This is a genomic window from Listeria immobilis, assembly GCF_014322845.1.
Taxonomy (GTDB): Bacteria; Bacillota; Bacilli; order Lactobacillales; family Listeriaceae; genus Listeria; species Listeria immobilis.
Genome location: NZ_JAASUA010000014.1, coordinates 1 through 25,787, shown reverse-complemented (window position 1 = coordinate 25,787; position 25,787 = coordinate 1). Strand labels below are relative to the sequence as shown.

34 protein-coding genes are annotated in these 25,787 nt (G+C 37.0%); 30 read left to right on the top strand and 4 right to left on the bottom strand.

The annotated features are described in order from the left end of the window. The first annotated feature begins 34 nt into the window (after positions 1 to 34). The 18 genes from rplX to HCJ45_RS13635 all read left to right on the top strand — a co-directional run bounded on the left by rplX (position 35) and on the right by HCJ45_RS13635 (position 10,165). Positions 35 to 346: a 50S ribosomal protein L24 gene (rplX, locus tag HCJ45_RS13720; RefSeq protein WP_003720939.1), complete on the top strand. Its 312-nt coding sequence runs from the start codon at positions 35 to 37 to the stop codon at positions 344 to 346. A gap of 26 nt (positions 347 to 372) precedes the next feature. Next, on the top strand, positions 373 to 912 hold the full coding sequence (gene rplE, locus HCJ45_RS13715; protein WP_003720938.1) for a 50S ribosomal protein L5: 540 nt from the start codon (positions 373 to 375) through the stop codon (positions 910 to 912). Positions 913 to 943: 31 nt separating this feature from the next. Then, positions 944 to 1,129 (top strand): type Z 30S ribosomal protein S14, encoded by a 186-nt coding sequence (locus HCJ45_RS13710; protein ID WP_003723684.1) that lies wholly within the window; start codon positions 944 to 946, stop codon positions 1,127 to 1,129. A 30-nt stretch (positions 1,130 to 1,159) separates the two neighbouring features. Beyond that, positions 1,160 to 1,558: a 30S ribosomal protein S8 gene (rpsH, locus tag HCJ45_RS13705; protein WP_003720937.1), complete on the top strand. Its 399-nt coding sequence runs from the start codon at positions 1,160 to 1,162 to the stop codon at positions 1,556 to 1,558. A gap of 30 nt (positions 1,559 to 1,588) precedes the next feature. Further along, entirely contained in the window at positions 1,589 to 2,125 is a 537-nt protein-coding gene (gene rplF, locus HCJ45_RS13700; protein ID WP_003749693.1) for a 50S ribosomal protein L6, read from the top strand. A 39-nt stretch (positions 2,126 to 2,164) separates the two neighbouring features. Next, positions 2,165 to 2,524: a 50S ribosomal protein L18 gene (gene rplR / locus HCJ45_RS13695; protein ID WP_003764129.1), complete on the top strand. Its 360-nt coding sequence runs from the start codon at positions 2,165 to 2,167 to the stop codon at positions 2,522 to 2,524. A 21-nt stretch (positions 2,525 to 2,545) separates the two neighbouring features. After that, a complete protein-coding gene (gene rpsE, locus HCJ45_RS13690; protein ID WP_003723681.1) occupies positions 2,546 to 3,049 on the top strand; it encodes a 30S ribosomal protein S5 in 504 nt (167 codons plus the stop codon). 16 nt (positions 3,050 to 3,065) lie between these two features. Then, complete coding sequence (gene rpmD / locus HCJ45_RS13685; protein WP_011703284.1) at positions 3,066 to 3,245, top strand: 50S ribosomal protein L30; 180 nt, start codon at positions 3,066 to 3,068, stop codon at positions 3,243 to 3,245. A 57-nt stretch (positions 3,246 to 3,302) separates the two neighbouring features. After that, the gene (rplO, locus tag HCJ45_RS13680) at positions 3,303 to 3,743 is read left to right on the top strand and encodes a 50S ribosomal protein L15 (RefSeq protein ID WP_185348020.1); all 441 of its coding nucleotides are present in this window, start codon (positions 3,303 to 3,305) and stop codon (positions 3,741 to 3,743) included. Beyond that, the gene (secY, locus tag HCJ45_RS13675) at positions 3,743 to 5,038 is read left to right on the top strand and encodes a preprotein translocase subunit SecY (protein ID WP_185348018.1); all 1,296 of its coding nucleotides are present in this window, start codon (positions 3,743 to 3,745) and stop codon (positions 5,036 to 5,038) included. Before rplO ends, secY begins: the two co-directional genes overlap by 1 nt. 59 nt (positions 5,039 to 5,097) lie before the next feature. After that, entirely contained in the window at positions 5,098 to 5,745 is a 648-nt protein-coding gene (locus tag HCJ45_RS13670) for an adenylate kinase (protein ID WP_185348016.1), read from the top strand. A gap of 385 nt (positions 5,746 to 6,130) precedes the next feature. Beyond that, positions 6,131 to 6,349, top strand: coding sequence for a translation initiation factor IF-1 (infA, locus tag HCJ45_RS13665; protein ID WP_003720929.1), 219 nt, complete (start codon positions 6,131 to 6,133; stop codon positions 6,347 to 6,349). Positions 6,350 to 6,451: 102 nt separating this feature from the next. After that, on the top strand, positions 6,452 to 6,565 hold the full coding sequence (gene rpmJ / locus HCJ45_RS13660; RefSeq protein ID WP_003720928.1) for a 50S ribosomal protein L36: 114 nt from the start codon (positions 6,452 to 6,454) through the stop codon (positions 6,563 to 6,565). Between the two features lie 18 nt (positions 6,566 to 6,583). Continuing rightward, positions 6,584 to 6,949: a 30S ribosomal protein S13 gene (gene rpsM / locus HCJ45_RS13655; protein WP_003720927.1), complete on the top strand. Its 366-nt coding sequence runs from the start codon at positions 6,584 to 6,586 to the stop codon at positions 6,947 to 6,949. A 22-nt stretch (positions 6,950 to 6,971) separates the two neighbouring features. Further along, on the top strand, positions 6,972 to 7,361 hold the full coding sequence (gene rpsK / locus HCJ45_RS13650) for a 30S ribosomal protein S11 (RefSeq protein ID WP_003720926.1): 390 nt from the start codon (positions 6,972 to 6,974) through the stop codon (positions 7,359 to 7,361). Positions 7,362 to 7,470: 109 nt separating this feature from the next. After that, on the top strand, positions 7,471 to 8,415 hold the full coding sequence (locus HCJ45_RS13645) for a DNA-directed RNA polymerase subunit alpha (RefSeq protein ID WP_185348014.1): 945 nt from the start codon (positions 7,471 to 7,473) through the stop codon (positions 8,413 to 8,415). Positions 8,416 to 8,431: 16 nt separating this feature from the next. Continuing rightward, positions 8,432 to 8,839, top strand: a complete 408-nt coding sequence (gene rplQ, locus HCJ45_RS13640; protein ID WP_014093808.1) for a 50S ribosomal protein L17 — start codon at positions 8,432 to 8,434, stop codon at positions 8,837 to 8,839. 231 nt (positions 8,840 to 9,070) lie between these two features. Beyond that, positions 9,071 to 10,165: a DNA glycosylase AlkZ-like family protein gene (locus tag HCJ45_RS13635; RefSeq protein ID WP_187125180.1), complete on the top strand. Its 1,095-nt coding sequence runs from the start codon at positions 9,071 to 9,073 to the stop codon at positions 10,163 to 10,165. A 41-nt stretch (positions 10,166 to 10,206) separates the two neighbouring features. Here HCJ45_RS13635 and HCJ45_RS13630 read toward each other — a convergent pair whose 3' ends face one another. Further along, a complete protein-coding gene (locus tag HCJ45_RS13630) occupies positions 10,207 to 11,106 on the bottom strand; it encodes an acetamidase/formamidase family protein (protein WP_187125179.1) in 900 nt (299 codons plus the stop codon). 120 nt (positions 11,107 to 11,226) lie between these two features. Beyond that, entirely contained in the window at positions 11,227 to 11,889 is a 663-nt protein-coding gene (locus HCJ45_RS13625) for an MgtC/SapB family protein (RefSeq protein ID WP_185398131.1), read from the bottom strand. Between the two features lie 134 nt (positions 11,890 to 12,023). Between HCJ45_RS13625 and HCJ45_RS13620 the strand changes: the two genes are divergently transcribed. From HCJ45_RS13620 to HCJ45_RS13575, 10 genes are all read left to right on the top strand, one after another. Beyond that, positions 12,024 to 12,863, top strand: coding sequence for an energy-coupling factor ABC transporter ATP-binding protein (locus HCJ45_RS13620; protein WP_187125178.1), 840 nt, complete (start codon positions 12,024 to 12,026; stop codon positions 12,861 to 12,863). Next, a complete protein-coding gene (locus tag HCJ45_RS13615) occupies positions 12,839 to 13,705 on the top strand; it encodes an energy-coupling factor ABC transporter ATP-binding protein (RefSeq protein WP_187125177.1) in 867 nt (288 codons plus the stop codon). The genes HCJ45_RS13620 and HCJ45_RS13615 overlap by 25 nt, the downstream gene beginning before the upstream one ends. A 2-nt stretch (positions 13,706 to 13,707) precedes the next feature. Continuing rightward, the gene (locus HCJ45_RS13610; protein WP_185381318.1) at positions 13,708 to 14,505 is read left to right on the top strand and encodes an energy-coupling factor transporter transmembrane component T family protein; all 798 of its coding nucleotides are present in this window, start codon (positions 13,708 to 13,710) and stop codon (positions 14,503 to 14,505) included. Positions 14,506 to 14,510: 5 nt separating this feature from the next. Further along, on the top strand, positions 14,511 to 15,257 hold the full coding sequence (gene truA, locus HCJ45_RS13605) for a tRNA pseudouridine(38-40) synthase TruA (protein ID WP_185348000.1): 747 nt from the start codon (positions 14,511 to 14,513) through the stop codon (positions 15,255 to 15,257). 195 nt (positions 15,258 to 15,452) lie between these two features. Further along, a complete protein-coding gene (rplM, locus tag HCJ45_RS13600) occupies positions 15,453 to 15,890 on the top strand; it encodes a 50S ribosomal protein L13 (protein ID WP_003720909.1) in 438 nt (145 codons plus the stop codon). A 21-nt stretch (positions 15,891 to 15,911) separates the two neighbouring features. Next, positions 15,912 to 16,304: a 30S ribosomal protein S9 gene (gene rpsI / locus HCJ45_RS13595; RefSeq protein ID WP_038407925.1), complete on the top strand. Its 393-nt coding sequence runs from the start codon at positions 15,912 to 15,914 to the stop codon at positions 16,302 to 16,304. Positions 16,305 to 16,695: 391 nt separating this feature from the next. Further along, positions 16,696 to 18,105: an HNH/ENDO VII family nuclease gene (locus HCJ45_RS13590; RefSeq protein WP_187125176.1), complete on the top strand. Its 1,410-nt coding sequence runs from the start codon at positions 16,696 to 16,698 to the stop codon at positions 18,103 to 18,105. Positions 18,106 to 18,124: 19 nt separating this feature from the next. Beyond that, positions 18,125 to 18,553, top strand: a complete 429-nt coding sequence (locus tag HCJ45_RS13585; RefSeq protein ID WP_187125175.1) for an SMI1/KNR4 family protein — start codon at positions 18,125 to 18,127, stop codon at positions 18,551 to 18,553. 723 nt (positions 18,554 to 19,276) lie between these two features. Beyond that, positions 19,277 to 20,314 (top strand): hypothetical protein, encoded by a 1,038-nt coding sequence (locus HCJ45_RS13580; RefSeq protein ID WP_246456581.1) that lies wholly within the window; start codon positions 19,277 to 19,279, stop codon positions 20,312 to 20,314. A 31-nt stretch (positions 20,315 to 20,345) separates the two neighbouring features. Next, a complete protein-coding gene (locus HCJ45_RS13575) occupies positions 20,346 to 21,623 on the top strand; it encodes a hypothetical protein (RefSeq protein ID WP_187125173.1) in 1,278 nt (425 codons plus the stop codon). 110 nt (positions 21,624 to 21,733) lie between these two features. On the opposite strand, the gene HCJ45_RS13570 is transcribed toward HCJ45_RS13575, so the two are convergent. Next, positions 21,734 to 22,099, bottom strand: coding sequence for a hypothetical protein (locus tag HCJ45_RS13570; RefSeq protein ID WP_185347980.1), 366 nt, complete (start codon positions 22,097 to 22,099; stop codon positions 21,734 to 21,736). Positions 22,100 to 22,262: 163 nt separating this feature from the next. On the opposite strand from HCJ45_RS13570, the gene HCJ45_RS13565 reads away from it, so the two are divergent. Next, positions 22,263 to 22,448, top strand: coding sequence for a DUF6440 family protein (locus tag HCJ45_RS13565; protein WP_003721154.1), 186 nt, complete (start codon positions 22,263 to 22,265; stop codon positions 22,446 to 22,448). A 201-nt stretch (positions 22,449 to 22,649) separates the two neighbouring features. On the opposite strand, the gene HCJ45_RS13560 is transcribed toward HCJ45_RS13565, so the two are convergent. Then, positions 22,650 to 24,176: a GW domain-containing glycosaminoglycan-binding protein gene (locus HCJ45_RS13560; RefSeq protein WP_185381314.1), complete on the bottom strand. Its 1,527-nt coding sequence runs from the start codon at positions 24,174 to 24,176 to the stop codon at positions 22,650 to 22,652. Positions 24,177 to 24,591: 415 nt separating this feature from the next. On the opposite strand from HCJ45_RS13560, the gene HCJ45_RS13555 reads away from it, so the two are divergent. Next, the gene (locus HCJ45_RS13555; RefSeq protein WP_187125172.1) at positions 24,592 to 25,620 is read left to right on the top strand and encodes an Mrp/NBP35 family ATP-binding protein; all 1,029 of its coding nucleotides are present in this window, start codon (positions 24,592 to 24,594) and stop codon (positions 25,618 to 25,620) included. Positions 25,621 to 25,787: the final 167 nt, after the last annotated feature.

The following is a 25,787-nucleotide window of genomic DNA, read 5'->3' as shown; positions in this document are numbered from 1 at the left end:
ATAAGTTCCAAGAAATCAAGGAGGTGCTATACCAATGCATGTCAAAAAAGGTGATAAAGTAAAAGTTATTACTGGTAAAGATAAAGGCAAATCCGGCAAAGTGCTCGCAGCATTTCCGAAAAAAGACCGCGTACTTATTGAAGGAATTAATATGGTTAAAAAACATACAAAACCTTCCAACATCAACCCGCAAGGCGGAATCTTGAATGTTGAAGCACCGATCCATGTTTCAAACGTAATGCTAATTGATCCTAAAACAGGCGAACCTACTCGTGTAGGCTACGAAGTTAAAGGTGATAAAAAAGTACGCGTAGCAAAAAAATCCGGTGAAGTAATAGATAAATAATAGTCGTAGGAAGGAGGGAATATTACATGAATCGCCTTAAAGATCAATATCTTAAGGAAATTGTTCCTGCTTTAATGAGCAAATTCAATTATGACTCCGTAATGGAGGTTCCAAAAATAGATAAAATCGTAATCAACACTGGTGTTGGTGACGCTACAGCAAATGCTAAAGTTTTAGACAGTGCAGTTGAGGAGTTAGCTCTTATCACTGGTCAAAAACCTGTAATTACAAAAGCTAAAAATTCTATCGCTGGTTTCCGTCTTCGTGAAGGAATGCCAATCGGTGCTAAAGTAACTTTGCGTGGTGAACGCATGTATGATTTCTTAGATAAATTAGTTACTGTTTCACTTCCACGTGTTCGTGATTTCCGTGGTGTATCGAAAAAAGCTTTCGATGGCCGTGGTAACTATACGTTGGGTGTAAGAGAGCAACTTATTTTCCCTGAAATTGATTACGATCAAGTATCAAAAGTACGCGGTATGGACGTAGTAATCGTTACAACTGCCAAAAGTGATGAAGAATCTCATGAGTTACTTACTCAACTAGGGATGCCATTTCAAAAGTAATCAAAATTAATTTTAGTAGGGAGGCGTAAACGTGGCTAAGAAATCAATGATCGCGAAGCAAAAACGCACACCAAAATACGCTGTTCAAGCATATACTCGTTGTGAACGTTGTGGTCGTCCACATTCCGTTATTCGCAAATTTAAATTATGCCGTATTTGTTTCCGTGAACTTGCCTATAAAGGTCAAATTCCCGGCGTGAAAAAAGCAAGCTGGTAAGAAAGAGTTTAAGGAAGGAGGGTATTATACATGGTGATGACAGATCCAATTGCAGATTTTCTAACTCGCATTCGTAATGCAAACATGGTTAAACATGACAAATTAGAACTGCCTGCATCCAAAATCAAAAAAGAAATTGCTGAAATATTAAAGCGTGAAGGTTTTATCCGTGACGTTGAATATATTGAAGATGACAATGCTGGAACAATCCGTGTTTTCTTAAAATATGGAGCGACTGGCGAACGTGTAATCACTGGTTTGAAACGTATTAGTAAGCCAGGTTTACGTGTATATGCAAAATCAACTGAGGTGCCTAAAGTACTTAACGGTCTAGGTATCGCAATCGTGTCTACTTCCCAAGGCGTTTTAACCGACAAAGAAGCCCGTGCTAAACAAGTCGGCGGAGAAGTACTAGCATACGTTTGGTAAGAAAAAGTAAACCATAAGGAGGTGCAATAAATGTCCCGTATAGGTAAAAAAACTATTGTGATTCCTGCAGGTGTAACAGTTACACTTAATGGATCAACAGCAACAGTTAAAGGTCCTAAAGGTGAACTTGTAAAAGAGTTCAACCCAGAAATTACTATTAATATTGAAGGCAATGAAATTAACGTTTCTCGCCCGACTGATAATAAAAACCACCGCGCGCTTCATGGTACAACACGTGCTATTTTAAATAACATGGTTGTCGGAGTTTCCGAGGGTTATGAAAAAAAATTAGAACTTATCGGTGTTGGTTACCGTGCGCAAAAACAAGGCGACAAGCTTGTTCTTAACGTAGGGTACTCTCATCCAGTAGAATTTGTTGCTCCTAAAGGCGTAGAAATTGAAGTTCCTGCAAACACACAAGTGATTGTTAAAGGATACAACAAAGAACACGTTGGAGAACTAGCTGCAAACATTCGCGCTGTACGTCCACCAGAGCCGTATAAAGGTAAAGGTATTCGTTACGAAGGCGAACATGTACGCCGTAAAGAAGGTAAAACTGGTAAATAATGCCGCTTAATTAGGCAAATGAGAGAAGAGGTGAGTCGTGTGATTACCAAAATCGACAAAAATAAAGTTCGTAAAAAAAGACATGCTCGTGTTCGTTCTAAAATTTCCGGAACTGAAAGTCGTCCACGTTTAAACGTATTCCGTTCAAACAAAAACATTTATGCACAAGTAATTGATGATGTAAATGGTGTGACACTTGCAAGTGCGTCTAATTTAGATAAAGATTTCGGTTCTGCTGAATCCAAAGTTGATGCAGCAAGCAAAGTTGGCGAACTAGTTGCTAAACGTGCTTCCGAAAAAGGTATTACTTCTGTCACTTTTGACCGTGGAGGATACTTATATCATGGCCGCGTGAAAGCTCTTGCTGAAGCAGCTCGTGAAAATGGTCTAGAATTTTAATAAGAAGGAGGGACATATTACATGCCTGAGCAAATTGATGGAAACAAATTAGATTTAGAAGAACGCGTTGTTACAATCAACCGTGTTGCTAAAGTAGTTAAAGGTGGACGTCGTTTCCGTTTCACAGCACTTGTTGTTGTTGGAGACAAAAATGGTCATGTTGGTTTCGGTACTGGTAAAGCACAAGAAGTTCCAGATGCAATCCGCAAAGCTGTTGAGGATGCTAAAAAGAACATGGTGTTAGTACCTACTGTAGATACAACAATTCCACACACTGTAGTCGGACATTTTGGTGGCGGAGAAATTCTTCTTAAACCTGCTAGTGCCGGTTCTGGTGTAACTGCTGGTGGTCCCGTTCGTGCGGTCCTAGAGCTTGCTGGTGTTGCTGATGTATCTTCCAAATCGCTTGGATCTAATACACCAATTAACATGGTACGTGCTACAATCGACGGAATTAAACAACTTAAAAATGCTGAAGATGTTGCGAAACTTCGTGGCAAAACAGTAGAAGAATTGTTAGGATAAGGAGGGAATTATCGTTATGGCGAAGTTAGAAATCACTTTAAAACGTAGCTTAATCGGACGCCCTCAACCACAACGTAGAACTGTTCAAGCATTAGGTCTTGGTAAAACAAATTCTGTAGTGGTTAAAGAAGATAATCCTGCAATTCGTGGGATGATCACTAAAGTAAGTCATTTAGTGGACGTCAAAGAAGTTTAAGCTTAATATAATAATATGCAATTGATAGAATTTGTTAAATAGGAGGAGGTGCTTGACATGAAACTACATGAACTTAAGCCTTCAGAAGGTTCTCGTAAAGAACGTAATCGTGTTGGTCGTGGAACAGGCTCTGGTAACGGCAAAACTTCCGGACGCGGTCATAAAGGACAAAAAGCTCGTTCTGGTGGTGGCGTACGTTTAGGCTTTGAAGGTGGACAACTTCCACTTTTCCGTCGTATTCCAAAACGTGGATTCACAAATATCAACCGTAAAGAATTTGCAATCGTGAACTTAGATGTTTTAAACCGCTTTGAAGATGGTACAGAAGTAACACCAGAACTTTTAATTGAGACTGGAATTATTCGTAACGAAAAATCTGGAATCAAGGTTTTATCAGACGGTAAAATCGAGAAAAAACTTACTGTGAAAGCGAACAAATTCTCTGCAGCTGCTAAAGATGCAATTGAAGCGGCTGGCGGAAAAACTGAGGTGATCTAATGTTTCAAACGTTAGTTAACTTCTTCAAAGTAGCGGACATCCGAAAAAAAATACTATTTACGTTAGCAATGTTAGTTATTTTCCGTATTGGTACATTTGTGCCAGTACCGGGAGTTAACGCTGCAGCATTGCAATCTAGTGTGGATGGCGGTATTTTGGGGTTTTTAAACACATTTAATGGTGGGGCGTTAAAAAACTTCTCAATTTTTGCCATGGGTGTAATGCCTTATATTACATCTTCCATTATTGTTCAGTTACTTCAAATGGATGTTGTTCCAAAGCTAACTGAGTGGTCGAAACAAGGCGAAATGGGTCGTAAAAAACTCAATCAACTTACTCGATACATGACGATTGGACTTGGTTTGGTTGAAGCATTTGGTATGGCATACGGATTTAACCGTTTGTCAGCTGCTGGTCTGGTTATTGAACCATCCATTGGTAGATATGCCATTATTGCAATTGTTCTAACCACAGGTACAATGTTCTTAATGTGGTTAGGTGAGCAAATCACTGTTAAAGGCGTTGGTAATGGTGTTTCTATCATTATCTTTGCTGGTATTGTTGCACGTATCCCAGATGGAGTACGTCAATTATACGTTTCGCAAATTGAAAACGCTGGTGATCAACTTTTCCTACACATATTAACTCTTGCCGGTGTTGTGGTTGCGATTTTAGCTATTGTTGTAGCTGTAATTTTCTTCCAACAAGCACTGCGTAAAATTCCAATTCAATACTCTAAACGTGTAGCAGGAGCGAAACAATCGGGCGCGCAAGCAACACACTTGCCGTTAAAACTTAACTCTGCCGGAGTTATCCCAGTTATCTTTGCAAGTGCATTTATTATTACACCTCAAACTATTCTTACTTTCTTTGATCAAAGTAATGATGTTGTAAAAGTATTGAAAGACGTATTTGATTACACAAAACCAATTGGTATGATTTTATATGTTGCACTAATTGTTGCTTTCACTTATTTCTACGCTTTCATTCAAGTAAACCCTGAGAAAGTTGCAGATAACTTGAAAAAGCAAGGTGGGTATATTCCTAGTAAACGTCCTGGTCGGGAAACACAAGCATATCTGACATCGGTTCTTTATCGATTAACATTTGTTGGTGCAATTTTCCTTTCAGCGGTTGCTATACTTCCAACTATCGGTACTACTGTATTTAGTTTACCGCAGTCACTTGCCGTTGGTGGTACAAGCCTACTAATTGTTATCGGGGTAGCATTAGATACTACGAAACAACTCGAAGGACAACTTGTAAAAAGGAACTATCGGGGATTTATCAAATAACACGCAGTTCTTGTTAGGGTTCCCTAGCAGGAGCTAGCGCGTAATAAGGGGCGAAACAGTTGAAATTAGTATTAATGGGACTGCCCGGCGCCGGAAAAGGCACACAAGCGGAACAGATTGTTGAGAAATACAACATTCCTCATATTTCCACTGGAGATATGTTCCGAGCAGCTATGAAAAATAATACAGAATTAGGAAAAAAAGCTAAATCCTTTATGGATAATGGTGACCTAGTTCCTGATGAAGTTACAAATGGTATCGTTCGTGAACGTTTAGCCGAAGATGACGCTAAGAATGGTTTCCTGCTTGATGGTTTTCCTCGTACAGTGGAACAAGCAAAAGAGCTTGAAAATATTCTAAGTGACTTAGGTACAGAACTTGATGCTGTGATTAACATTGATGTCGAAAAAGATGTTTTAATGAAACGTCTTACAGGTCGCTGGATTTGTCGGACTTGCGGTAAAACTTATCATGAAATTTACAACCCGCCCAAAGAAGCTGGGAAATGTGATTTAGATGGTGGAGAACTTTACCAACGTGAAGATGATAAGAAAGAAACTGTTGAAAATCGACTAAATGTTAATATGAAACAGACCAAGCCGCTTCTTGATTTTTATTCTGAAAAGAGTAAGCTTCATAGCATAAACGGCGAGCAAGATATTAAAGACGTTTTTGTAGATGTGGAAAAAATTCTTGCTTCTTTTTGAGGGGTAAACTGTGCTGAAATCACTGTCAAAATCAATGCGTGCAAATTATTTTAATTTGTAGTATAATGGGTAATTGGCAGTGGAATAAAGACATCTAAGCAAATCATGATGAACGAGAGAACCGTTTGAAGATCATCCGAATGACGTATATGTTCTACCTGACCTGTTCAGCCGCAACACTTTTGCGCGCAACAGTTCTTCTGGTTTTACGGATTTCACTTTTACAGGTTGTCTGAAAAGCTGGCGAAATTGAGTTGCCTTTTAAAGAAGTGCATCCATTTTTGCATGTTTTACGTTTTTTTCATGTAAGAGAAATAGTTACACTGAAAGGATTAGGCCTGCATCAGGAACAAATCCAAGAATACAAGAAGGAGGTAGCAAACATATGGCAAAAGAAGATGTTATTGAAGTAGAAGGCGTTGTACAAGAAACTCTACCAAACGCGATGTTCAATGTAGAACTCGAAAATGGTCATAAAGTACTGGCAACTGTTTCAGGTAAAATCCGTATGCATTACATTCGTATTTTACCCGGAGATAAAGTGACAGTAGAGCTTTCTCCATACGACCTGACACGCGGAAGAATTACTTATCGTTTTAAATAATTTGCACTCCGAAATTGAATTTATATACCGGTCTGGTTCGCCAGCTTAGAAATTATCGGTTTATAGAGACATTTTCTCTAATAAACAAGGAGGTATATCTATATGAAAGTAAGACCATCAGTGAAACCTATGTGCGAAAAATGTAAAGTTATTCGTCGTAAAGGTAAAGTAATGGTAATTTGTGAAAATCCAAAACATAAACAAAAACAAGGATAAGAGGAGGTGCTTAAGTAAATGGCACGTATTGCAGGTGTGGACGTTCCACGTGAAAAACGTATTGTTATTTCCCTGACTTACATTTATGGTATCGGTAAACAAACAGCTAGCAAAGTTCTTGCTGAAGCTGGTGTTTCTGAAGATACTCGTACTCGTGATTTAACTGAAGAAGAGCTAGGTAAAATCCGTGAAATCTTAGACCGTATTAAAGTTGAAGGTGACCTTCGTCGTGAAGTAAACTTAAACATTAAACGTCTAATCGAAATCGGTTCTTACCGTGGCATGCGTCACCGTCGTGGACTTCCAGTTCGCGGACAAAATACAAAAAATAATGCCCGTACTCGTAAAGGCCCGTCCAAAACAGTAGCAGGCAAAAAGAAATAATAGTAAAGGAGGTAGTTAGTGAATGGCTCGTAAAACAAATACTCGTAAACGCCGTGTGAAAAAGAATATCGAATCTGGTATTGCACACATTCGTTCTACATTTAATAATACGATCGTAATGATTACTGACACACATGGTAATGCTTTAGCTTGGTCAAGTGCAGGTTCCCTAGGATTTAAAGGTTCTCGTAAATCTACTCCTTTCGCAGCGCAAATGGCAGCTGAAAGTGCAGCAAAATCAGCACAAGAACATGGTTTAAAAACATTAGAAGTAACTGTTAAAGGTCCTGGTTCAGGTCGTGAAGCGGCTATCCGTGCACTACAAGCAGCTGGTCTTGAAGTAACAGCTATTAAAGATGTAACTCCAGTTCCACATAACGGATGTCGTCCTCCAAAACGTCGTCGCGTATAAGTGGTCGTTTTCTTTTGCCAATAGTAGATTTTTACTGTCTTAACTATTAAGGCAGAGAGTTTGACATAAAGACTGATATTCTAGACGTTTTGAAGGAGGGTAAATTTGAATGATCGAAATTGAAAAGCCAAAAATCGAGACGATTGAGATCAGCGATGATGCCAAGTATGGAAAGTTTGTTGTAGAGCCACTTGAGCGTGGATATGGTACAACTTTGGGTAACTCCTTACGTCGTATTCTATTATCTTCTCTTCCAGGTGCAGCAGTAACCTCTATCCAAATTGATGGAGCTTTACATGAGTTTTCTGTAATTGAAGGTGTAGTAGAAGATGTAACAACCATGATTTTAAATATTAAAAAACTTGCATTAAAAATCTATTCTGATGAAGAAAAAACATTGGAAATTGATATGCAAGGTCCTGGTGTAGTAACTGCAGCTGACATTAATTATGACAGTGATATTGAGATTTTAAATCCCGACTTACACATTGCTACATTAAGTGATAATGCTAAATTTCATGTGCGTTTAAATGCTACTCGTGGTCGTGGTTATACACCTGCTGATCAAAATAAACGCGAAAATATGCCAATTGGTGTACTTCCTGTTGATTCAATCTTTTCACCGGTTATCCGTGTGAACTATCAAGTGGAAAATACCCGTGTTGGACAATTAACTAATTATGATAAGCTTACGTTTGACGTGTTAACTGACGGTAGTATCAGCCCAGAAGAAGCAGTTTCACTTGGAGCTAAAATTCTTTCTGAGCACTTAAGTATCTTCGTTAACTTAACAGATGAAGCGCAAAAAGCTGAAATTATGATTGAAAAAGAAGAAAGCCATAAAGAGAAAGTGCTTGAAATGACTATTGAGGAATTAGACTTGTCTGTTCGTTCATATAATTGTTTAAAACGCGCTGGAATCAATACAGTACAGGAACTTGCTGATAAATCCGAAGACGATATGATGAAAGTCCGTAACTTGGGACGTAAATCGCTTGAGGAAGTAAAAGTAAAACTGGCTGACCTTGGCTTATCTCTAAGAAACGAAAACTGATAAAGGAGGCAATTCCATGGGTTACAGAAAATTAGGTCGTACAAGCTCACAACGTAAAGCTTTACTACGTGATCTTGCAACGGATTTAATCGTACATGAACGTATTGAAACAACAGAAGCTCGCGCTAAAGAGATTCGTAAAGTTGTTGAAAAACTAATCACTTCTGGGAAAAAAGGAGACTTGCACGCTCGTCGTCAAGCGGCTGCTTTTGTTCGTCATGAAGTTGTAGATGTAGTTCAAGTAGATGCAAAAGGTAAAGATGGTTCTACTGTGAAGAAAAACCGTCCTGTTTATGCGCTACAAAAACTATTTGATGATGTTGCTCCACGTTACGCGGAACGTCAAGGTGGTTACACTCGCATCTTGAAAAAAGGTCCACGTCGCGGTGACGGCGCACCAATGGTTATTATTGAATTAGTTTAATAACAAAACGTTTAAAGCAAGTGGAGTGTCATGATATGGAGACTTTCTGTTTCCTTGTCTAGCTCTGTGTTTCTTAGTCTACTTAATCGTAGGCTAGGAAGCAGGCTTTTTTTGTTTGACCTGCTTTAGAATTTGATATGCAGGTCAAACTTAAAAAGTGATATTTTTCTTGCACTGTATTAAAAAAACATCTATAGTATACTCCAAAGAAGAGCAAAGGAGTGACTGTCGATGAACCTGATAACAAACTCAGAAATAGTTCAAAATCGTTTGTATAATTCTGGGTTACTACATAATAAATTTTCTAGCGCACCTGTAGCTTCAAGTGCGCTATTTGGCATACAGTCACAATATCAGCAATTCGGCGAAATTAGTCTATTTAATCGTGTAACTAATCTAACTAAAAAAGATTTGCAGAGCGATTATGATCAGAAAAAGTTGATTAAAATATGGGGTCAAAGAATGACTGTGCATATGTATACGCCCGCTGACTGGTTTTTTATTCATAATGTATATGCGAATAGGAATAATTGGATAAAAAAGCATACAGAGGCTCTTGGTTATGATTTAGATGCACTCTTAGAAGGAATGGAACAGTTGCTTTTGAGTGAAGAAAAAATACCTAAAGAAGCATTTGCGCAATTATTTGGCGAGCAAGCGAAAAAGTTGATGACTTGGGGTGGTGTTTTTATCCAAGGTTCTCTTGATGGTAAATTGTTTTGTGTTCCTGAGACACCAAAAACCAAATTTTATAGTCATCGTTATTGGATAGATTCTGAGACAGAAAAATCGTGGCTAACTACTTCTCGTGAGCATACTGGGCTGGAAGAGATGGTTGAACGGTATTTTAGCGCATATGGTCCTGCAACAATTCAAGATTTTAAGCATTGGACGGGACTACCAAACTTCGAATTTCAAGCGACACTTGATAAATTACTCCCAACTTATTTTTGTTATCTAGGTGAAGATGGGAGAAACTATTATAGCAAAACAGAAGTTCAGAAAGAGCTAAAGTCAGAAAAGCCAATTTTACTCGGTAAGTTTGATCCGCTTTTTGTTAGTTATCAGAAAAAAGATTGGTTAGCTACCGAAAAAGAGGTAAGTCTGATTTGGCGGTCTGCAGGTCAAATCGAAGCAGTATTGATTTTAGATGATTTGTTTTATGGTACTTGGAGATATAAAATCACAGGAGAAAAAATTGTGTTTCATTTTTATTTAAGTAAAAAAATGTCTAAGAAAAATCAAAAGCAGACTGAGAAAGAAGCCATTCAACTTGCTTTATTTCTAAATAAAAATTACCAAGGAAGTAAATTTGAACAAATATAAAAAGAACTCTATCGCGTGAATTTTACGCAATAGAGTCTTTTTTATAAAAATGGCATTTCTGGAAAATATTCTAATGCTAATTTGATGCTCGCTGTCTGGTTAGGTTGGCATAACTGGCATATCTGAAAGTCGCCATCAAGTGATAGTAAGAATACGGCATCTTCAATGGTCATCTGATTATTATCTGTTAGCAAATTGACCATGTTTTGCAAGGCGGTTTTAGCTGCACTTTCGATAGTAGGTTTTGAGGCAATACAAATTAAGTAATTGTCTTGAATGATGACAGGTGTTGGCGCTTTTTTATTTTTTAAAATTTGTAATCGTAATGTTACTTCTGCTGGGATTTCTGCATAGCTTGAGGTGATTTCTCCAAGACCGGTAGTGGCATGTACATCACCAACATGAAGTAAACCGCCATTTTTTTCAACTGGTAAAAAAACAGTCGCTCCCTCTGTCAGATGTGATGAATCAAGTGTACCACCATAATTTGTGGGCAGGTGAAATGGCTTTGACTCATTTCTAGATTCTGTTTTTAATAAGCCAATCGTTTTCTTTACGTTGATGTTAATTTGTTCAGAATAAATGATTTTATTATTTTGAATTTTGTAACGCCTAATACTATTATTTGGTAATAAATCATCTAGTATCCCGATGTTAGGCCCGTTTAGCAATACAGTATCGTTACTTGTGAGCTTGATTTTTTCAATCGTTACTGCGAGTAAATCACCAGGCACTGCTTGATCAACAAAAATTGGTCCGCTTGTAGGTGAAAACTGCTTCCAATCGATTTCCCCGTAATGAAGGCGTTCTTCGTGAATTTGGCTATTGAAATGGTCTTTTATTTTTAATTTGACGACCGAGCCATCTTTCACTGTAAGCGCAGGTTGCGTCAATTTATCCATCTCATAAGTTGACTGCTCTCTGGTTACAAGTTTTTTCATCTCATCCCTTCTCTCTATTCACTTTTATACTGACGGGTGAATTATAGCAAACACAGAAGTCTGATGTAAATGGATATTCTGTGAACAATTCAAACGGTTTTGGTTGGAAAGAGGGCTAGATTATTCCATTTTCTCAATTGTCATATGAGGGAGGTTTTGAATAAAGTGAAATAGTTCGGATTCATCGGTCTTATTCTTTGTTTTTATTACAATATTCACTTTAAAAATAAGGTTTTCACCAACCATATCTCTTTCTGTGTTATAGGAAATTATCTGCTGGTTATTTTGCTGGATTTTATCTGTAATTTTCACAAGATTGGAGTTGTCGGTAGTAGAATACATTAGGGATGTTGTGTGGAGACCAAAGGATTTAAAAACGATGCTAAGAAACTCCAAACCAATCAATGTAAGTAAAGTAGCGGCTATTCCGACAGCGTACATACCCGCACCAACTGCAAGACCAATTCCGGCAGTAGCCCAAAGTCCTGCTGCAGTCGTCAAACCACGTACAAATTTCTTTTGAATGATAATGGTCCCTGCGCCAATAAAGCCAATACCGCTAACAACCTGTGCAGCGACACGACTAGGATCAAATGATATAGTTTGCATTTTGGCGATTTCTGAAAAGCCGTACTGCGAAACAATCATAATTAAAGCACTACCAAGAGAGACTAGAAAATGTGTTCTAAATCCTGCTTCTTTAGCTCGAATTTCCCGATCAAGGCCAATAATCGCCCCAAGAACACCAGCAACAACTAAACGTAAAATAAAATCGGGTAACATAGTATCACTTCCTTTGTTTCTATGTACTTTCTTTTTACCCCAAATAAACGAACGCAATCAAAAAGGAAATTTTGCGCCAGATGGATGTTTATACTATAATATACAATGAATGGTCAAAAAGTGAGGTGCTAAGCGTGGCGGAAAGTTTTGTAAGATTGGAACACGTTTTTTATAAATATGAAGATGCAGAGAATTTTGCAGTCAAAGATGTGACAATTTCTGCGGAAAAAGGTGAATGGTTGGCGCTAGTTGGCCATAATGGTTCGGGAAAATCAACCATTGCTAAACTACTAAATGGGCTGCTCTTTCCAGAAGATGGTTTAATTAAAATCGGGCATTTTGTTTTGTCTGAAAAAAATATATGGGAAATTAGAAGGCAAGTTGGAATGGTTTTTCAAAATCCCGATAATCAATTTGTGGGTGCGACAGTCCAAGATGATGTTGCTTTTGGTCTTGAAAACCATGGAATCCCGCATGATGTAATGGTAAAACGTGTCGAATCAGCACTAGATGAAGTAGGAATGCAAAGTTATGCATTACATGAACCAGCTAGACTTTCAGGTGGTCAAAAACAACGGGTTGCAATTGCTGGGGTGCTTGCGTTACAACCAGATGTTATCATTTTAGATGAGGCAACTTCCATGCTTGATCCAAGAGGCCGGGCGGAAGTGATGGAAACGATTCGGATTATGCGCGAAAAAGAAGACATAACAGTTATTTCTATTACGCACGATTTGGATGAGGTTCTTTTTGCTGACCGAGTAATTGTGATGAACGAAGGAGAAATTCATAGTGAGGGGATACCAAAAGAAATTTTCCAACAGGCAGATGCGATGCGGAAAATTGGATTAGGCGTACCATTTATTATTGAATTGCAAGAAAAATTAGTTGCTGGTGGCTTTGAAACTGGAAGTACCGTGCTATCGGAAGGAGCCTTACTGGATCAATTATGGAAATTAAACTCGAACAATTAGGTTATTGTTACCAAAAAAATAGCCCGTTTGAAAAGCGAGCATTACTTGATGTAAATGTTTCTTTTGATTCTGGTAGCTATTCCGCAATCATTGGACATACTGGTTCAGGTAAATCGACCTTGCTCCAACATTTAAATGCGCTTTTAATGCCAACAGAAGGTAAAATAACAGTTGGTGATAGAGAAATTATTGCCGGAGTAAAACAAAAGAAACTTCGAGATCTTCGTAAAAAAGTAGGGATAGTTTTTCAGTTTCCAGAGGCGCAGTTATTTGAAGAGACGGTTGAAAAAGATATTTGCTTTGGACCAATCAATTTTGGTGTCTCAGAAGAAGATGCCAAAATTCGAGCAAAAAAAGTGATTTATGAAGTAGGGCTAACTGAAGATATTTTGTCTCGTTCTCCATTTGAACTTTCGGGTGGGCAAATGCGTCGAGTTGCGATTGCTGGTGTTTTGGCTATGGATCCCGAAGTACTCGTGCTAGATGAACCAACTGCAGGTCTAGATCCTCATGGGCGAGAAGAAATTATGGAGATGTTTTATAATCTTCATAAAGAAAAAGGATTAACAACTGTACTTGTAACACACAGTATGGAAGACGCCGCGAGATATGCGGAAAAAATTGTTTTAATGAAGGCGGGGACGGTACTGCAAATTGGGAACCCCCGAGAAATATTTGCTAATCCAGCTGAATTAATTGATCTTGGTTTATCTGTTCCTGATGTTGTGCGGTTTCAAGGGTTGTTTGAGCAGAAATTTAATGTTAAACTTTCCAAAACTTGTTTGACTATTACTGAATTAACAACGGAAATGGCGCCACACTTAGCGAAGGGCGGGGCTTAATCATGATGGATAAAATGATTCTCGGACGATATATCCCGGGAAATTCTTTGTTACATAGACTTGATCCTCGTGCGAAAATCACTGCTGTTATGGCGTTTATCGCAATTGTTTTTTTAGCTAACAATTGGCAAACGTATGCATTAATGTTTTTATATATTTTATATCTAGTTTTAACCTCGAAAGTGCCATTTTTATTTTTTATTAAAGGGTTACAACCGATATTTTGGCTAATTTTAATTACACTGTTGCTACAAGTTTTTTTCACAAAAGGCGGCACGGTTTTAGTGGATTTAGGCTTTTTACAAATAACCACGCTCGGACTGGCAAATGGGGCTATGATGTTTTGTCGATTTGTCCTAATTATTTTTATGACCACTTTGCTAACATTAACAACAAGCCCAATTGAACTAACAGATGGTCTAGAGAAAATCCTAGCTCCATTTCGCTTATTTCATCTGCCTGTTCACGAACTTGCGCTTATGCTAAGTATTTCGTTACGATTTATACCTACGTTGATGGATGAGACGGAGAAAATATTGAAGGCTCAAAAGGCACGTGGGGTAGAATTTACAAGTGGCAAATGGAGCGAGCGGATTAAGGCGGTTATTCCACTTCTCGTCCCGTTATTTATTAGTGCATTTAAACGTGCAGAAGATTTAGCGATTGCGATGGAAGCAAGGGGGTACCGCGGTGGTAAAGGACGAACGAGATTTCGTTTGTTACACTGGCGGTTTGCAGATACATTTTTACTTATTTCACTAGTTATTTTAAGTGGATTATTATTTTGGTTGCGGAGTTGAACGGGATGACAAGATATAAAGCGGTAATTTCGTATGATGGAAGTGAGTTCTATGGTTATCAAGTGCAGCCGAACACACGGACAGTTCAAGCGGAAATTGAAAAAGCGCTGAAAAAGATGCATAAAGGGAAAAATGTGCGGGTGACAGCTTCGGGGAGAACTGATACGGGTGTACATGCGAAAGGTCAAGTGATTCATTTTGATTCAGAATTAGATATCTCAGCAGAGAAATTCCAAAAAGCACTTCAGGTAATGACGCCATTTGATATTAGTTTTTTAACAGTAGAAGAAGTGTCAGGAGATTTTCATGCTAGATTTGGCACAGTTGGAAAAGAATATCGTTATGTTATAAAACGGACAAAAGTTTTTGATCCATTTAGTCGGCATTTTGCGCTTCATTATCCCTATGAACTTAATGTGGAAAAAATGAAACTTGCGAGCAGCCGCTTAATTGGCGAACATGATTTTACAAGTTTTTGTTCCGCGAGAACAGAGCGTGATTCGAAAATACGTACGCTTTATAGCATTGATTTTTACGAGGAAGATGAGGAGACTTTAGTGATTGCTTTTCAAGGTAACGGGTTTCTTTATAATATGGTGCGAATTTTGACTGGAACTTTACTTGATGCTGGACAAGGTCGTATTTCTCCAGATGAAATTACAAAGGCACTTCTAGCTTCTGACAGACAAAAACTTATAAGCAAAACAGCACCACCACAAGGATTGTATTTATGGCGAGTTGACTATGAGTGAAATAAGCGAATAAATATTGAATAATGCATTGACTTTTTGACTGGAAAACGGTATTATGGACTATGGTATTGTTTGCCCCACAATAAGCCCCGGAAGGTTGTTGTGTTTAAACAATAAAAATATAGAATAGCATTTCGGGAATTAGGAACAGTTTTCGGGAGCTAATTTGTTTCAATTTATTTAGGAGGGTAATTCATGCGTACAACTTATATGGCGAAACCCGGCGAAGTAGAACGTAAATGGTACGTTATCGACGCTACTGGTGTTTCTTTAGGACGTTTATCCAGTGAAGTTGCTTCAATTCTTCGCGGAAAAAACAAACCACAATTTACTCCACATATCGATACTGGAGACTTTGTAATCATCATTAACGCTGGTAAGATTGGTCTTACTGGTAAAAAAGCTACTGACAAAATTTACTACCGTCACTCACAATATCCAGGCGGTTTGAAATCTCGTACTGCAGGTGAAATGCGTACAAACAATCCGGAGAAATTATTAGAACTATCTATCAAAGGTATGCTTCCAAAAAATTCTCTTGGACGTCAATTATTCAAAAAATTACACGTATATGGTGGAGCAGAGCACGAACATGCAGCTCAACAACCAGAAGTATACGAATTACGCGGTTAATTAATAAAGGAGGAATACTAAGTGACTCAAGTACAATATTACGGAACTGGTCGTCGTAAAAGCTCTGTAGCTCGTGTACGTTTAGTACCAGGCGACGGCAAAATCGTTATTAACAATAGAGACTGGGAAGATTATATCCCATTTGCAGCTCTTCGTGAAGTTATCAAACAACCTTTAGTAGCTACAGAAACTTTAGGTAACTATGATGTACTAGTAAACGTTCACGGTGGTGGTTACACTGGTCAAGCTGGTGCTATCCGTCATGGTGTAGCTCGTGCACTATTACAAGTGGCACCTGAGTACCGCCCAGCACTTAAATCTGCTGGTCTACTTACTCGTGACCCACGTATGAAAGAACGTAAAAAATACGGACTTAAAGGCGCGCGTCGTGCACCTCAGTTCTCAAAACGTTAATATCGACGTTTCAAAGCATTTCCTTTTTCGGAGGGGAATGCTTTTTTTGTTTTTTACTCCGTGAGATAGCCACTATAAAATTACACAGTGGAAGTTGAAATAGTGGCAAAGGATATTGCTTTGTTACAATTGGTAGTAAAGTCAAGGAGGATTACCTTGGCAACTCAAAAGGCGCTATTTATTGTGTTACGCTAGTGATAAGTATGTATAGATTAAGAATAATAAGGACCCCTCTCACATAAAATGGTGAAGGGTGTTTTTTCTAGTGTTTCTATTTGTGAATGATATAATAAAGACTGGAGAATGGACTCCTATTAACACCAACTGAGAGGATGCGAATACATGCAACGGGAAAAACATCTTATGTCAAGACACAGGGAGTTGACGCTCATTGAGTCGAATTGACATTGCTGAATTAACTGAATTTCTACATAACTTGAAGAAAAGTAATGACGAAGCAAGAACGATGCTGAAAAATATCCAAACTGCCGCCGAAGAGTACGCTACCGATACGAGTTTAAAAGGAAAAGCCATAACCACCTCCCAAACTTATTTTCAGGAAACCTATCCAGTACTTTGTAAAACACTTATCGAAGCATTGAATGAAAGTGAAGATAGGTTGGAACAATATATCCGAGAGTTTGGCGAACAAGTGGGTCCGTCACCTAATTCCAGGGTGGACGCCCAGTTGTTACAAGAAGCAATGGACAGACTAGCTGAGATTAAGCGAAAACAAGAAGATTTACTCTTAAGAATGTCTGCTGGTACTGGAACATTATATGAAGGTCAGCAACAAAGTCTTCGAACGCAATTCACGGATGCAATAGAACAAGAGAATATCTTAGAACGTTATATTACCTTTGAACAAAGTCACACTAACTTTTTCGACTCATTTAGTGAACTTGTCAATCAAGCAAAGAAAGCCATCCAAGAACTAGTGGATCATGTTACTTTTAACAGCCAAACAGGTACATATGGGTTAGAGAAGCTAGATACTACTCGATTTGAAGCATTGCAAGAATTGTTGCCTAAAAAGAAAAAATACAACTTTAATGAATATGAAATCAGATATAACGGGGCTACTCATATTTTATTGAAGAATGGAATAGTCGATGTAGAAGCCACCAATGCGTACAATGAAGCCATTAAAAATGGTGAACTGGATAAAGTATCCAATCAAGCAACCGAAAGCGCTGAGGTAATCAAGGCAGTTGTTGCAGCACTCAAAAAAGGTCGAGACCCCATCACCGGACAGAAAATAAGCAAAGCTCAGAGTTTTGGTATTATCGCAGGATTAGTCTATATGTACGCAGGAGGCAGATACAAAGGAAGAAAAATAAAAATCCCCAAAAGCGCACTAGAAAACTTGGAAAAGGGAAAAACATTTAAAGGTAAAAAAATAAGTAGTGGGGGAAGTAGCTTAAAATATAAAGATACGTACTTTGCAGGTAGTTCAAAAATTGGCGGAGTCCAAAAAGATATAAGTAGAAAAGTACATCAATTGGAAAATATAGACTTGAATAGAATTGATGAAGCAACTGGACTAACAAATTTAGAATTAATGAAAAAAGGTAAAAGTCCAATATGGGAAGATGGGAGCAAAATAGAATTGCATCACATGTTGCAAATAGAACCTGGACCAATGGCGGAACTGCCTGCAAGTTTACATGATAAATATTATTCTGTCCTTCATGGTTTGGCTGAGAACGGAAATAGCTTTAGAAACAATGCTGAGCTTGCTAAACAATATAACAATTTTAGAAGCCAGTATTGGAAATGGAGAGCTACACAAATTAAATAAGTGAGGAGAGTTAGAATTCATGGTAAATAGAATTGATATTGAAAAATTAATTAATAAATATGAAGAAGAATATGATTTTACTGGTAAAATTTCAATGGAACGAATTAAATTGGTAGAAAATAACCTTGGAATTTCATTCTCAAGTGATTATGAATGGTTTTTGGAAAATTATGGTAGTGGAGGAGTTCTAGGAATTGATGTGCTAGGTATTGCCAGAAATAATATAGCAACTGTCGCAAACACTACTGAAAGATTAAGAAAAGGATTTAATTTAGATAATAAATTGTATATCGTGGAAGACTGTGATGAATTCTTTTACTGTGGCAAATCAGGAGAAGATAAAATTTATTACTGGGATAGAGAAGAGGGGATTGGACAGGTTGAGGCAGATAGCTTTTTAGAATTTTTGCAGTATAGAATTCTAGGAGCAGCGGAAGATTTGGAATAAAGGTATATTAAAAAAAGGCACTTTATAACGAACGAGACTGATTATCAAATGATAACTGCTAGATAGTAAGCACAGATATATATTTAGAAAAACAAACCATCTAATTTCGGTTTGTTTTTTTATTTGCCTAGTATTCCTAGATTCTCAGCATAGCGAAATTTGAAAGTGCGAGCTGGATTTAAAACGAAGAAAGTAAATTGGTAACCAACATATTCGTGGAAACTCCTGAAATGAGACCTGGCTAAAATAGCAGATGAACGTTTTCGCAATGTTGTTACTTCTATTTCTAAACAGGCTTATTTAGCTATTGGCTCTCTTTTTTAATAAGTTTAGTTAAAATGACAAAAGTAGTTCAATTTTACGGTTAAATTCGCGTGTTTTTATGCAATTTTGTATCATCTTACAGGTGCTGGATGTGTTATAGTGTTATAGTCAGAACTCGACCTATTAATAAGTGGGGGAGAAGTGGCGTAAACTTTAAATCCATTTGAAGCGTTTTATTACACATACTACAAGAAGCTATTCTGCCTATTTAATAGACATCTACACTTTGCGGACGCTTATTATAAATTTTTTTAGAATAATAATGTAGCATAAATAAAATAAATCTTGATGAATTAGAAGTTTTAAAGAATGGTATCAGTAAAATAAACTGATTTCCCGTAAGGAAGGAGAACAACAAATTTGCACATAAAAAATATTTATATTAGATGGATACCTTATTTGCTTATAATAACATTGATTTTCTTGATTACAACACAGAGTCTAGCACCTTTTGCTGTCATTTATTCAATCACAGCTGCCGTTTTACTCGTTTATCTTTGGTTGTCGAAAAGCAAAATACGGACGAAACTTATTTTGTCACTGATTTACTTGGTTATCTTAGCTTTACAACAAGTGTTGGCTGCACTCTATCTATTCTCAGGTGGGGAAAGTTGGATGTTTTTCACTATAAAAAAAGTGGCGGCAATTTTGATTATTTTTGTGCCATTTTTGGTTGGATATTTCTATTATTTATACACATTGCAACGTGAATTTTCAATCAAAGAAGCAACGTCCATTAGTTTTGAAATGTTAAGAGAAGTTTATTTGGTGGGGACAGCTTACAAAACAAAGTGGCAAAAAAGCAAAAACTCATTTTCAAAAGATAATTTGAATGAAATATTAAAAGATATTCCTAGGCATAGTTATACAAAATACCTTAATAAAAATACGTTAACAGAAGCTTATTTTGAAGAATGTACAAAATCCTTAAATGACAAACACCTATACATTGTAATATCTAGCACAGGCAGCCCGGCAAGTGAAGTGATTTCCTTATTTACGAATAAAACTTATAACCATGTTTCCTTAAGTTTTGATCGGGATTTGAAAACGACTATCAGCTATAATGGCGGAGAAAACATTACAATGCCTGGACTTAACCCAGAAAAAATCATGTCATTTAACAAAAAAAGTGATGCTTCTGTTATGGTGTATCAGCTCGAAATATCTAAAGAAAAAAAGCAGCTGATTATTGATAAAATTAAAGAAATTAACGAAAAGGGGAGTGCTTATAATCTCGTTGGTCTCGTAACGAAAGTGTCTCTTCGGCCGAATATTATGTTTTGCTCGCAGTTTGTTTATAACATTTTGCAATTCGCGCAATTAGAATATTTTCAGGATTCGGCTACTAAAATTAAACCAACTGATTTTGTTGAAAGAGACTATTACCGAAAATTAGCATTCTGTTATGAAATTAAATTTAATGAACAACTCTAAAAAGAAGAAGCAGGAAAGGGCGGCCCAACTATTGCAACTTAATCATGAGCAGGAAAAAAGTTATATGAAACTTGATAACACATCTATTATTCATTTAGCTTCCAAAAGTAAAAAATGGATAAATTTGTTTCGATTATCTGTTTCCTTAAAAGACCCAGTTGATCCAAAGATTTTACAACTTGCTTTAAATAAGACGGTTAAACGTTTTCCAACAATAGCTGCTCGAATTCATAAAGGGGCATTTTGGTATTACCAATTGGCAGTAAATAATCCTCCAAAAGTTATACCAGATCAAAATGCGCTCCTATGCTATATGTCTGATGAAGAACTTGAACAATGCGCTTTTCGCGTGTTGTATGCTCCAAAAGCCATTCATGTGGAAATTTTTCATGCGTTGACAGACGGGAGAGGTGGAGAAGTTTTCTTGAAGTCTCTTCTTGCGGAATACCTTACGATGAAACACCATATATCTATTCCGGCAGTTGATGGGATTCTCGAACGAACTGAGGCAGCAAATGAAGCAGAATTCACTGATAAATATTTAGAGGTGGCAGATTCAAGACCTCAAAAACTGCCGAAAGAAAAAAACAAAAAAATTTACCAATTCCGCGAAGAAACAGGAGGAGCATTGCAGCTTACAACGATTAAATTATCTGTCAAAGAACTAAAAAAATTAGCTAAAAAACTAGGTGTAAGTTTGACGGTTTTAATCGCAGCTTTTGTTTCTGAAGCAATACTTGCCAATCAAAAAGAAGATAAAAATCAGAAAGACCGGCTTATCAAACTTTTCTTGCCAATTGACTTGCGCAACTTTTATCCAAGCCAAACACTGCGCAATTTTGTGCTTTATGCCAAACCGGAAATTGATTCAAAAGAAACGAATCTTCATTTAACAAAAATTGCGCACGCGATTCGACAACAACTAACTGAGGAGCTATCAGAAAAACGACTTCGCGCAAGAATTACTCATAATGTTCGACTGGAGCAAAATCCAATTATTAAACGTATCCCTTTATTTATAAAACGCTATTTGATGAAATTCTTTTTTTCTTTTAGTGAAAAAACCACTTGTTTGACGCTTTCCAATTTAGGTGAGATGAAGGTACCGGAAGAAATGGCGCGCTATGTTGAGTGTTTTGATTTTATTTTAAGCCCGCGCTCTAAGACTCCTTATAACATTGGTGTGTGTAGTTTCGACGGTGAACTGAGAATTAATATAAGTAGGAATGCGCAGAGCCCGCTTTTAGAAGACGCTTTATTTACACTATTTACTGCGCAAGAAATAGCTTTTGAAGTAGAAAAACAGTGATAATCCAATTATACATGTTAAAAAGTGCGCTCCCGTATCTTGGGAACGCACTTTATTTGTGTTTTGTGAGGATAATTTAAATCAGGGAGTCTACAGAATTTTTGCTTACCCTACGCCAGAACTTGCTTTTGTCTAAAACAGAATACGGAAGCGATTATTAATAATACAATCGCTGGAAATGCTAACAGAGCAGTTAGAACAAAACAAGCGCACCCAATTATTCCTAAAATGTGCCCAACAATAGAAAGTCCGGCTTTTTTAGATTTAACTAGAGCAATAATATGAATGATAAGTCCGATTCCTGCCATAACATAAAAGAAAATTCCGACTGCACTTGTTTGTGAGCCATCTCCACCTGAAAAACTCTCGCTAAAAGCCATGAACGTAATTATAAACCAAGATGTGGTAAATAAGATGGCATTAATAATATCTAGAATTGCAGCAGTGGTGTTAATTCCTAATTTTGTTTTTTTCATTGTTATCTCCTTTTTTATTTTTCTATATAATCGCAGTGCGTTTATACCTTTTGGAACGATGGATGTTGATTATGTAAAACCATCTTAAACATTACCACTTTTTGTAAATCAACTACCCATATAATATAATAAGCTAAATAACATATTATTGGAGGAATGACTAATGGCGGAAGAACGGTTTAAGAAAATATACACACAAGGAAAATTAAATATGATAGAAATCTTGGTAGATCAGGAAACAGGTGTGCAGTATCTTTTTCGTCTTTCTGGATACGCGGGCGGGATAACCCCATTGTTAGATAAAGATGGAAAACCTTGTATAGCAGATGTGAATGAGCTTGATGTATAATAGCAGAGCATAAAATAAGAAAATTGTTCCTCTACTCTATATAATAACAATAATCATTCGGAATTTATTATGCTCCATGCTTAAAACAAGAGTCAGATTAGATTATTCACTTTGACTACTAGTATTATCATAAATTCTGGAGATGAAACAATTTGTCTAAATAAAAAAACGAAATCGCACGGATTGTGCGATTTCGTTTTTTTAGCTTTGAATATCTGTGGCTTTAATCCAACCAAGAGAACTGTCATTATCTTTGAGATGTAACCATTTTTCATTGAGAATAGTTGCTTCTTTATCAACAGAAAGTAATTTTCCATAATAATAACCAATTGCTTTTAGTTCTGTGCTTGCTGTTTCTATTGGTTTACTGTAAACAATAGTTTCTGGAGATTTTATATATGCGACTTGAGTTGTTGGTTTTTCTGATGCTGGCGTATAAATTATTGTTAAATCTTTTTCGCTAGCCCAGCCAATTAACTGCCCATCTACTTTAAATTGATACCAAAGTGTATTTCCAACGGTAGCTTTGGTAACTAATTCTAATTTATCTTTAGCGTAGTTAGTAAGAGGTGCTGCTTTTTCCGCATTTTTGGTATTGTAAGGGTAGGTCCAAACGTTATCTGTCGCAGAGGCTTTAACGCTAGCGTAGCCATTGTATGCCTGTTGCTCCGTAATTCGGTCGTATAGTCGATCATTCAACTTATCCGCGCGCACCCATCCAATCTCGCTGCCGCCTTCTGAAAGTCTAAACCAAGCATAACCATCACGTGTGATTTTTTTATCCGCGTGAAGTGCTTTTCGGTCATAACTAGCGATGACGCCTTTATCAAATTGCTTTTCAGGAGAAGGTAAACGATAAACAGTTGCATTTAAATCATCAACATATCTAGTTAAATTTACATTCTCGGCATCTTTGGGATGATAAGTAAGATTAAGGGAATTGCTATTTATCCAACCAATATCTTTGTTATTCTCACGGATGAAATACCAAAGTCCTTTCTCGGTTTTGGCTTCCCAAGAAATTTCGAGATTACGGTTGGCGTAATTTGCAAGCGTGCCGATTTCCTCTGAGTCAACAGTGTTATATGGAGCTGACCAGATGATTTCTTGTGTTTTATTTGGGGCTACTTTTCCTGTAGCAGCCATTTCGCTATGCGTTTCGATTTTATCATATATAACATCATATTGAGTTAAATTGTAACGTTCAATAATTGTTACTAGTTTATCAACATATCCAGGGTCAGTTGCATAACCACCATCTTTAATTGCTTGTAGAGCTTTTCGATAGTCAGTTTCGCCGACAGCGCCTTTATAACGTTCATTATTTATAATTAAATCGGTATGATCTTCAATTGATTCTTTCCAACTAGGATAAACACGGAAGTTTGCCGTTGTGGCACCTGATGCTTCCATTGTATTCATTGAAACAGATTCACCTTCATATTTCCCTTTAATTCCAAATAAATTATTCGAGTTTTTGCTTAAGCCACTTTCTCCCCAATTAGATTCTAATATTGCTTGGGCAAGTGTAACGCTGACCAAAAGTTTCCCATCACGAAGGCCATCTTGGGCAGCAGGTAAAATTTCATCAATAAAGTTTTGTTGCTGCGAGCTAAGCGCCACTTGCGAAATGTCGCCTTCTCCCGTTTCAGCTCCAACATTAATCGAAACAACAAAAAATGCGATAATAAGTGTGATAATACCTGATTTAATAAACCTCTTATCCAAAGTCCAAAGCACTCCTTTTTTATCTATGTGACCCTATAATAGCAATAAATAAGAAATTTATTCTATTACAATTGTATGACAAAAAATGGTGAATTTGGATAATTGGTTGGTATGTAAAGCTTTTTAAGCATTTGGTAAAATGTGTAAAATTTGTGAAATTATTTTTATAAAAAACCTTACTTTTAAAAATAGCTTCAAAAACAGTCAAACTAAATTAATATAAACATTGATATAAAGCCTTTTTAATAATTATGTTTCATCCAGTAAAATAAAATCTAAAATACAAATTCTCCATATAGACAGTAATTTAATCAAAAAAAGACCGAAATTAAAAGCAAGGAATTCGTGATAAAACTATGTAGGCATGCTATAATAATCAGTATGTCAGCGCATTCATTTTGGAGGTTCTATAACTATGCTAAACGAACAACAAATTACTAGATTATTATATCGACTGCAAGATCCTGTTTTAGAAGTCGATTTAGAAGAAACAGAAGGTATCTTAGAAGTGCAAGTATTAAATGAAACAACCAATATAAAAATCGCACTAGCAGATCCAGCTGTAGAAACAGAACATTTTGTACATAATATAGAAGAACTTCTTACACAATTTGGTGTAAAAGAAATAAATATCGAACTAGAATACCTACCTGCCGCAGTAATAGACCGCATTTTCCAAGCAAGAGATAATATTCTCTCTGAAAATAGCCAAACAAAATTCTTGGCAATTGCAAGTGGTAAAGGTGGCGTTGGTAAATCAACAGTAGCAGCCAATTTAGCTGTCGCACTCGCAAACCAAGGAAAAAAAGTAGGATTACTTGATGCAGATATATATGGTTTTAGCATCCCTGTATTACTAGGAACAACAGAATCCCCCCACAAAGAAAATGGACAAATTATACCTGTAGAAACAAATGGCATCCAAATGATTTCAATGGATTTCTTTGTTGAACCGGGAGAACCAGTTATTTGGCGTGGGCCAATGCTAGGAAAAATGATTAAAATGTTCCTAGAAGAAGTGAGATGGGGAGATTTAGATTATTTACTTATTGATTTACCACCAGGGACAGGGGATGTTGCACTAGATATCCACACATTAATTCCCAAATGCAATGAACTTATTGTGACAACACCGCATTATGCAGCCGCGTCAGTAGCCTCTCGTGCAGGATATATGGCAATAAAAAACAATCATAAAATCATAGGGGTAATAGAAAATATGTCCTACTTTACACTCGAGGAAGGAAAGGACCTAAAGATATTCGGACAAGGTGGTGGGGAAAAAGTTGCTGCTGACTTAGAAACAGAACTTTTAATTCAATTACCTATTGAACAACCAGAAATCAATGAAAGTGGCTATATATCAGCCATTTATGACCGGTTTAGTGAGACCGGAAAAGCATATAAAAGTCTAGCAGAGAAAATAATTCCATATTTATTATAAAAACTTGATAAAAAGTATTGACGAAAGGCAAAAATCTTGGTATATTTATAAACGTTGCTGATGCGGACAAAACGCTTTTGCAACAAAAGAAACTGACCTTTGAAAACTGAACAAAGAAGAAGACGAAAAGCAATGAGACGTAAAGTCTCACTGGTAATCGCAGGGCA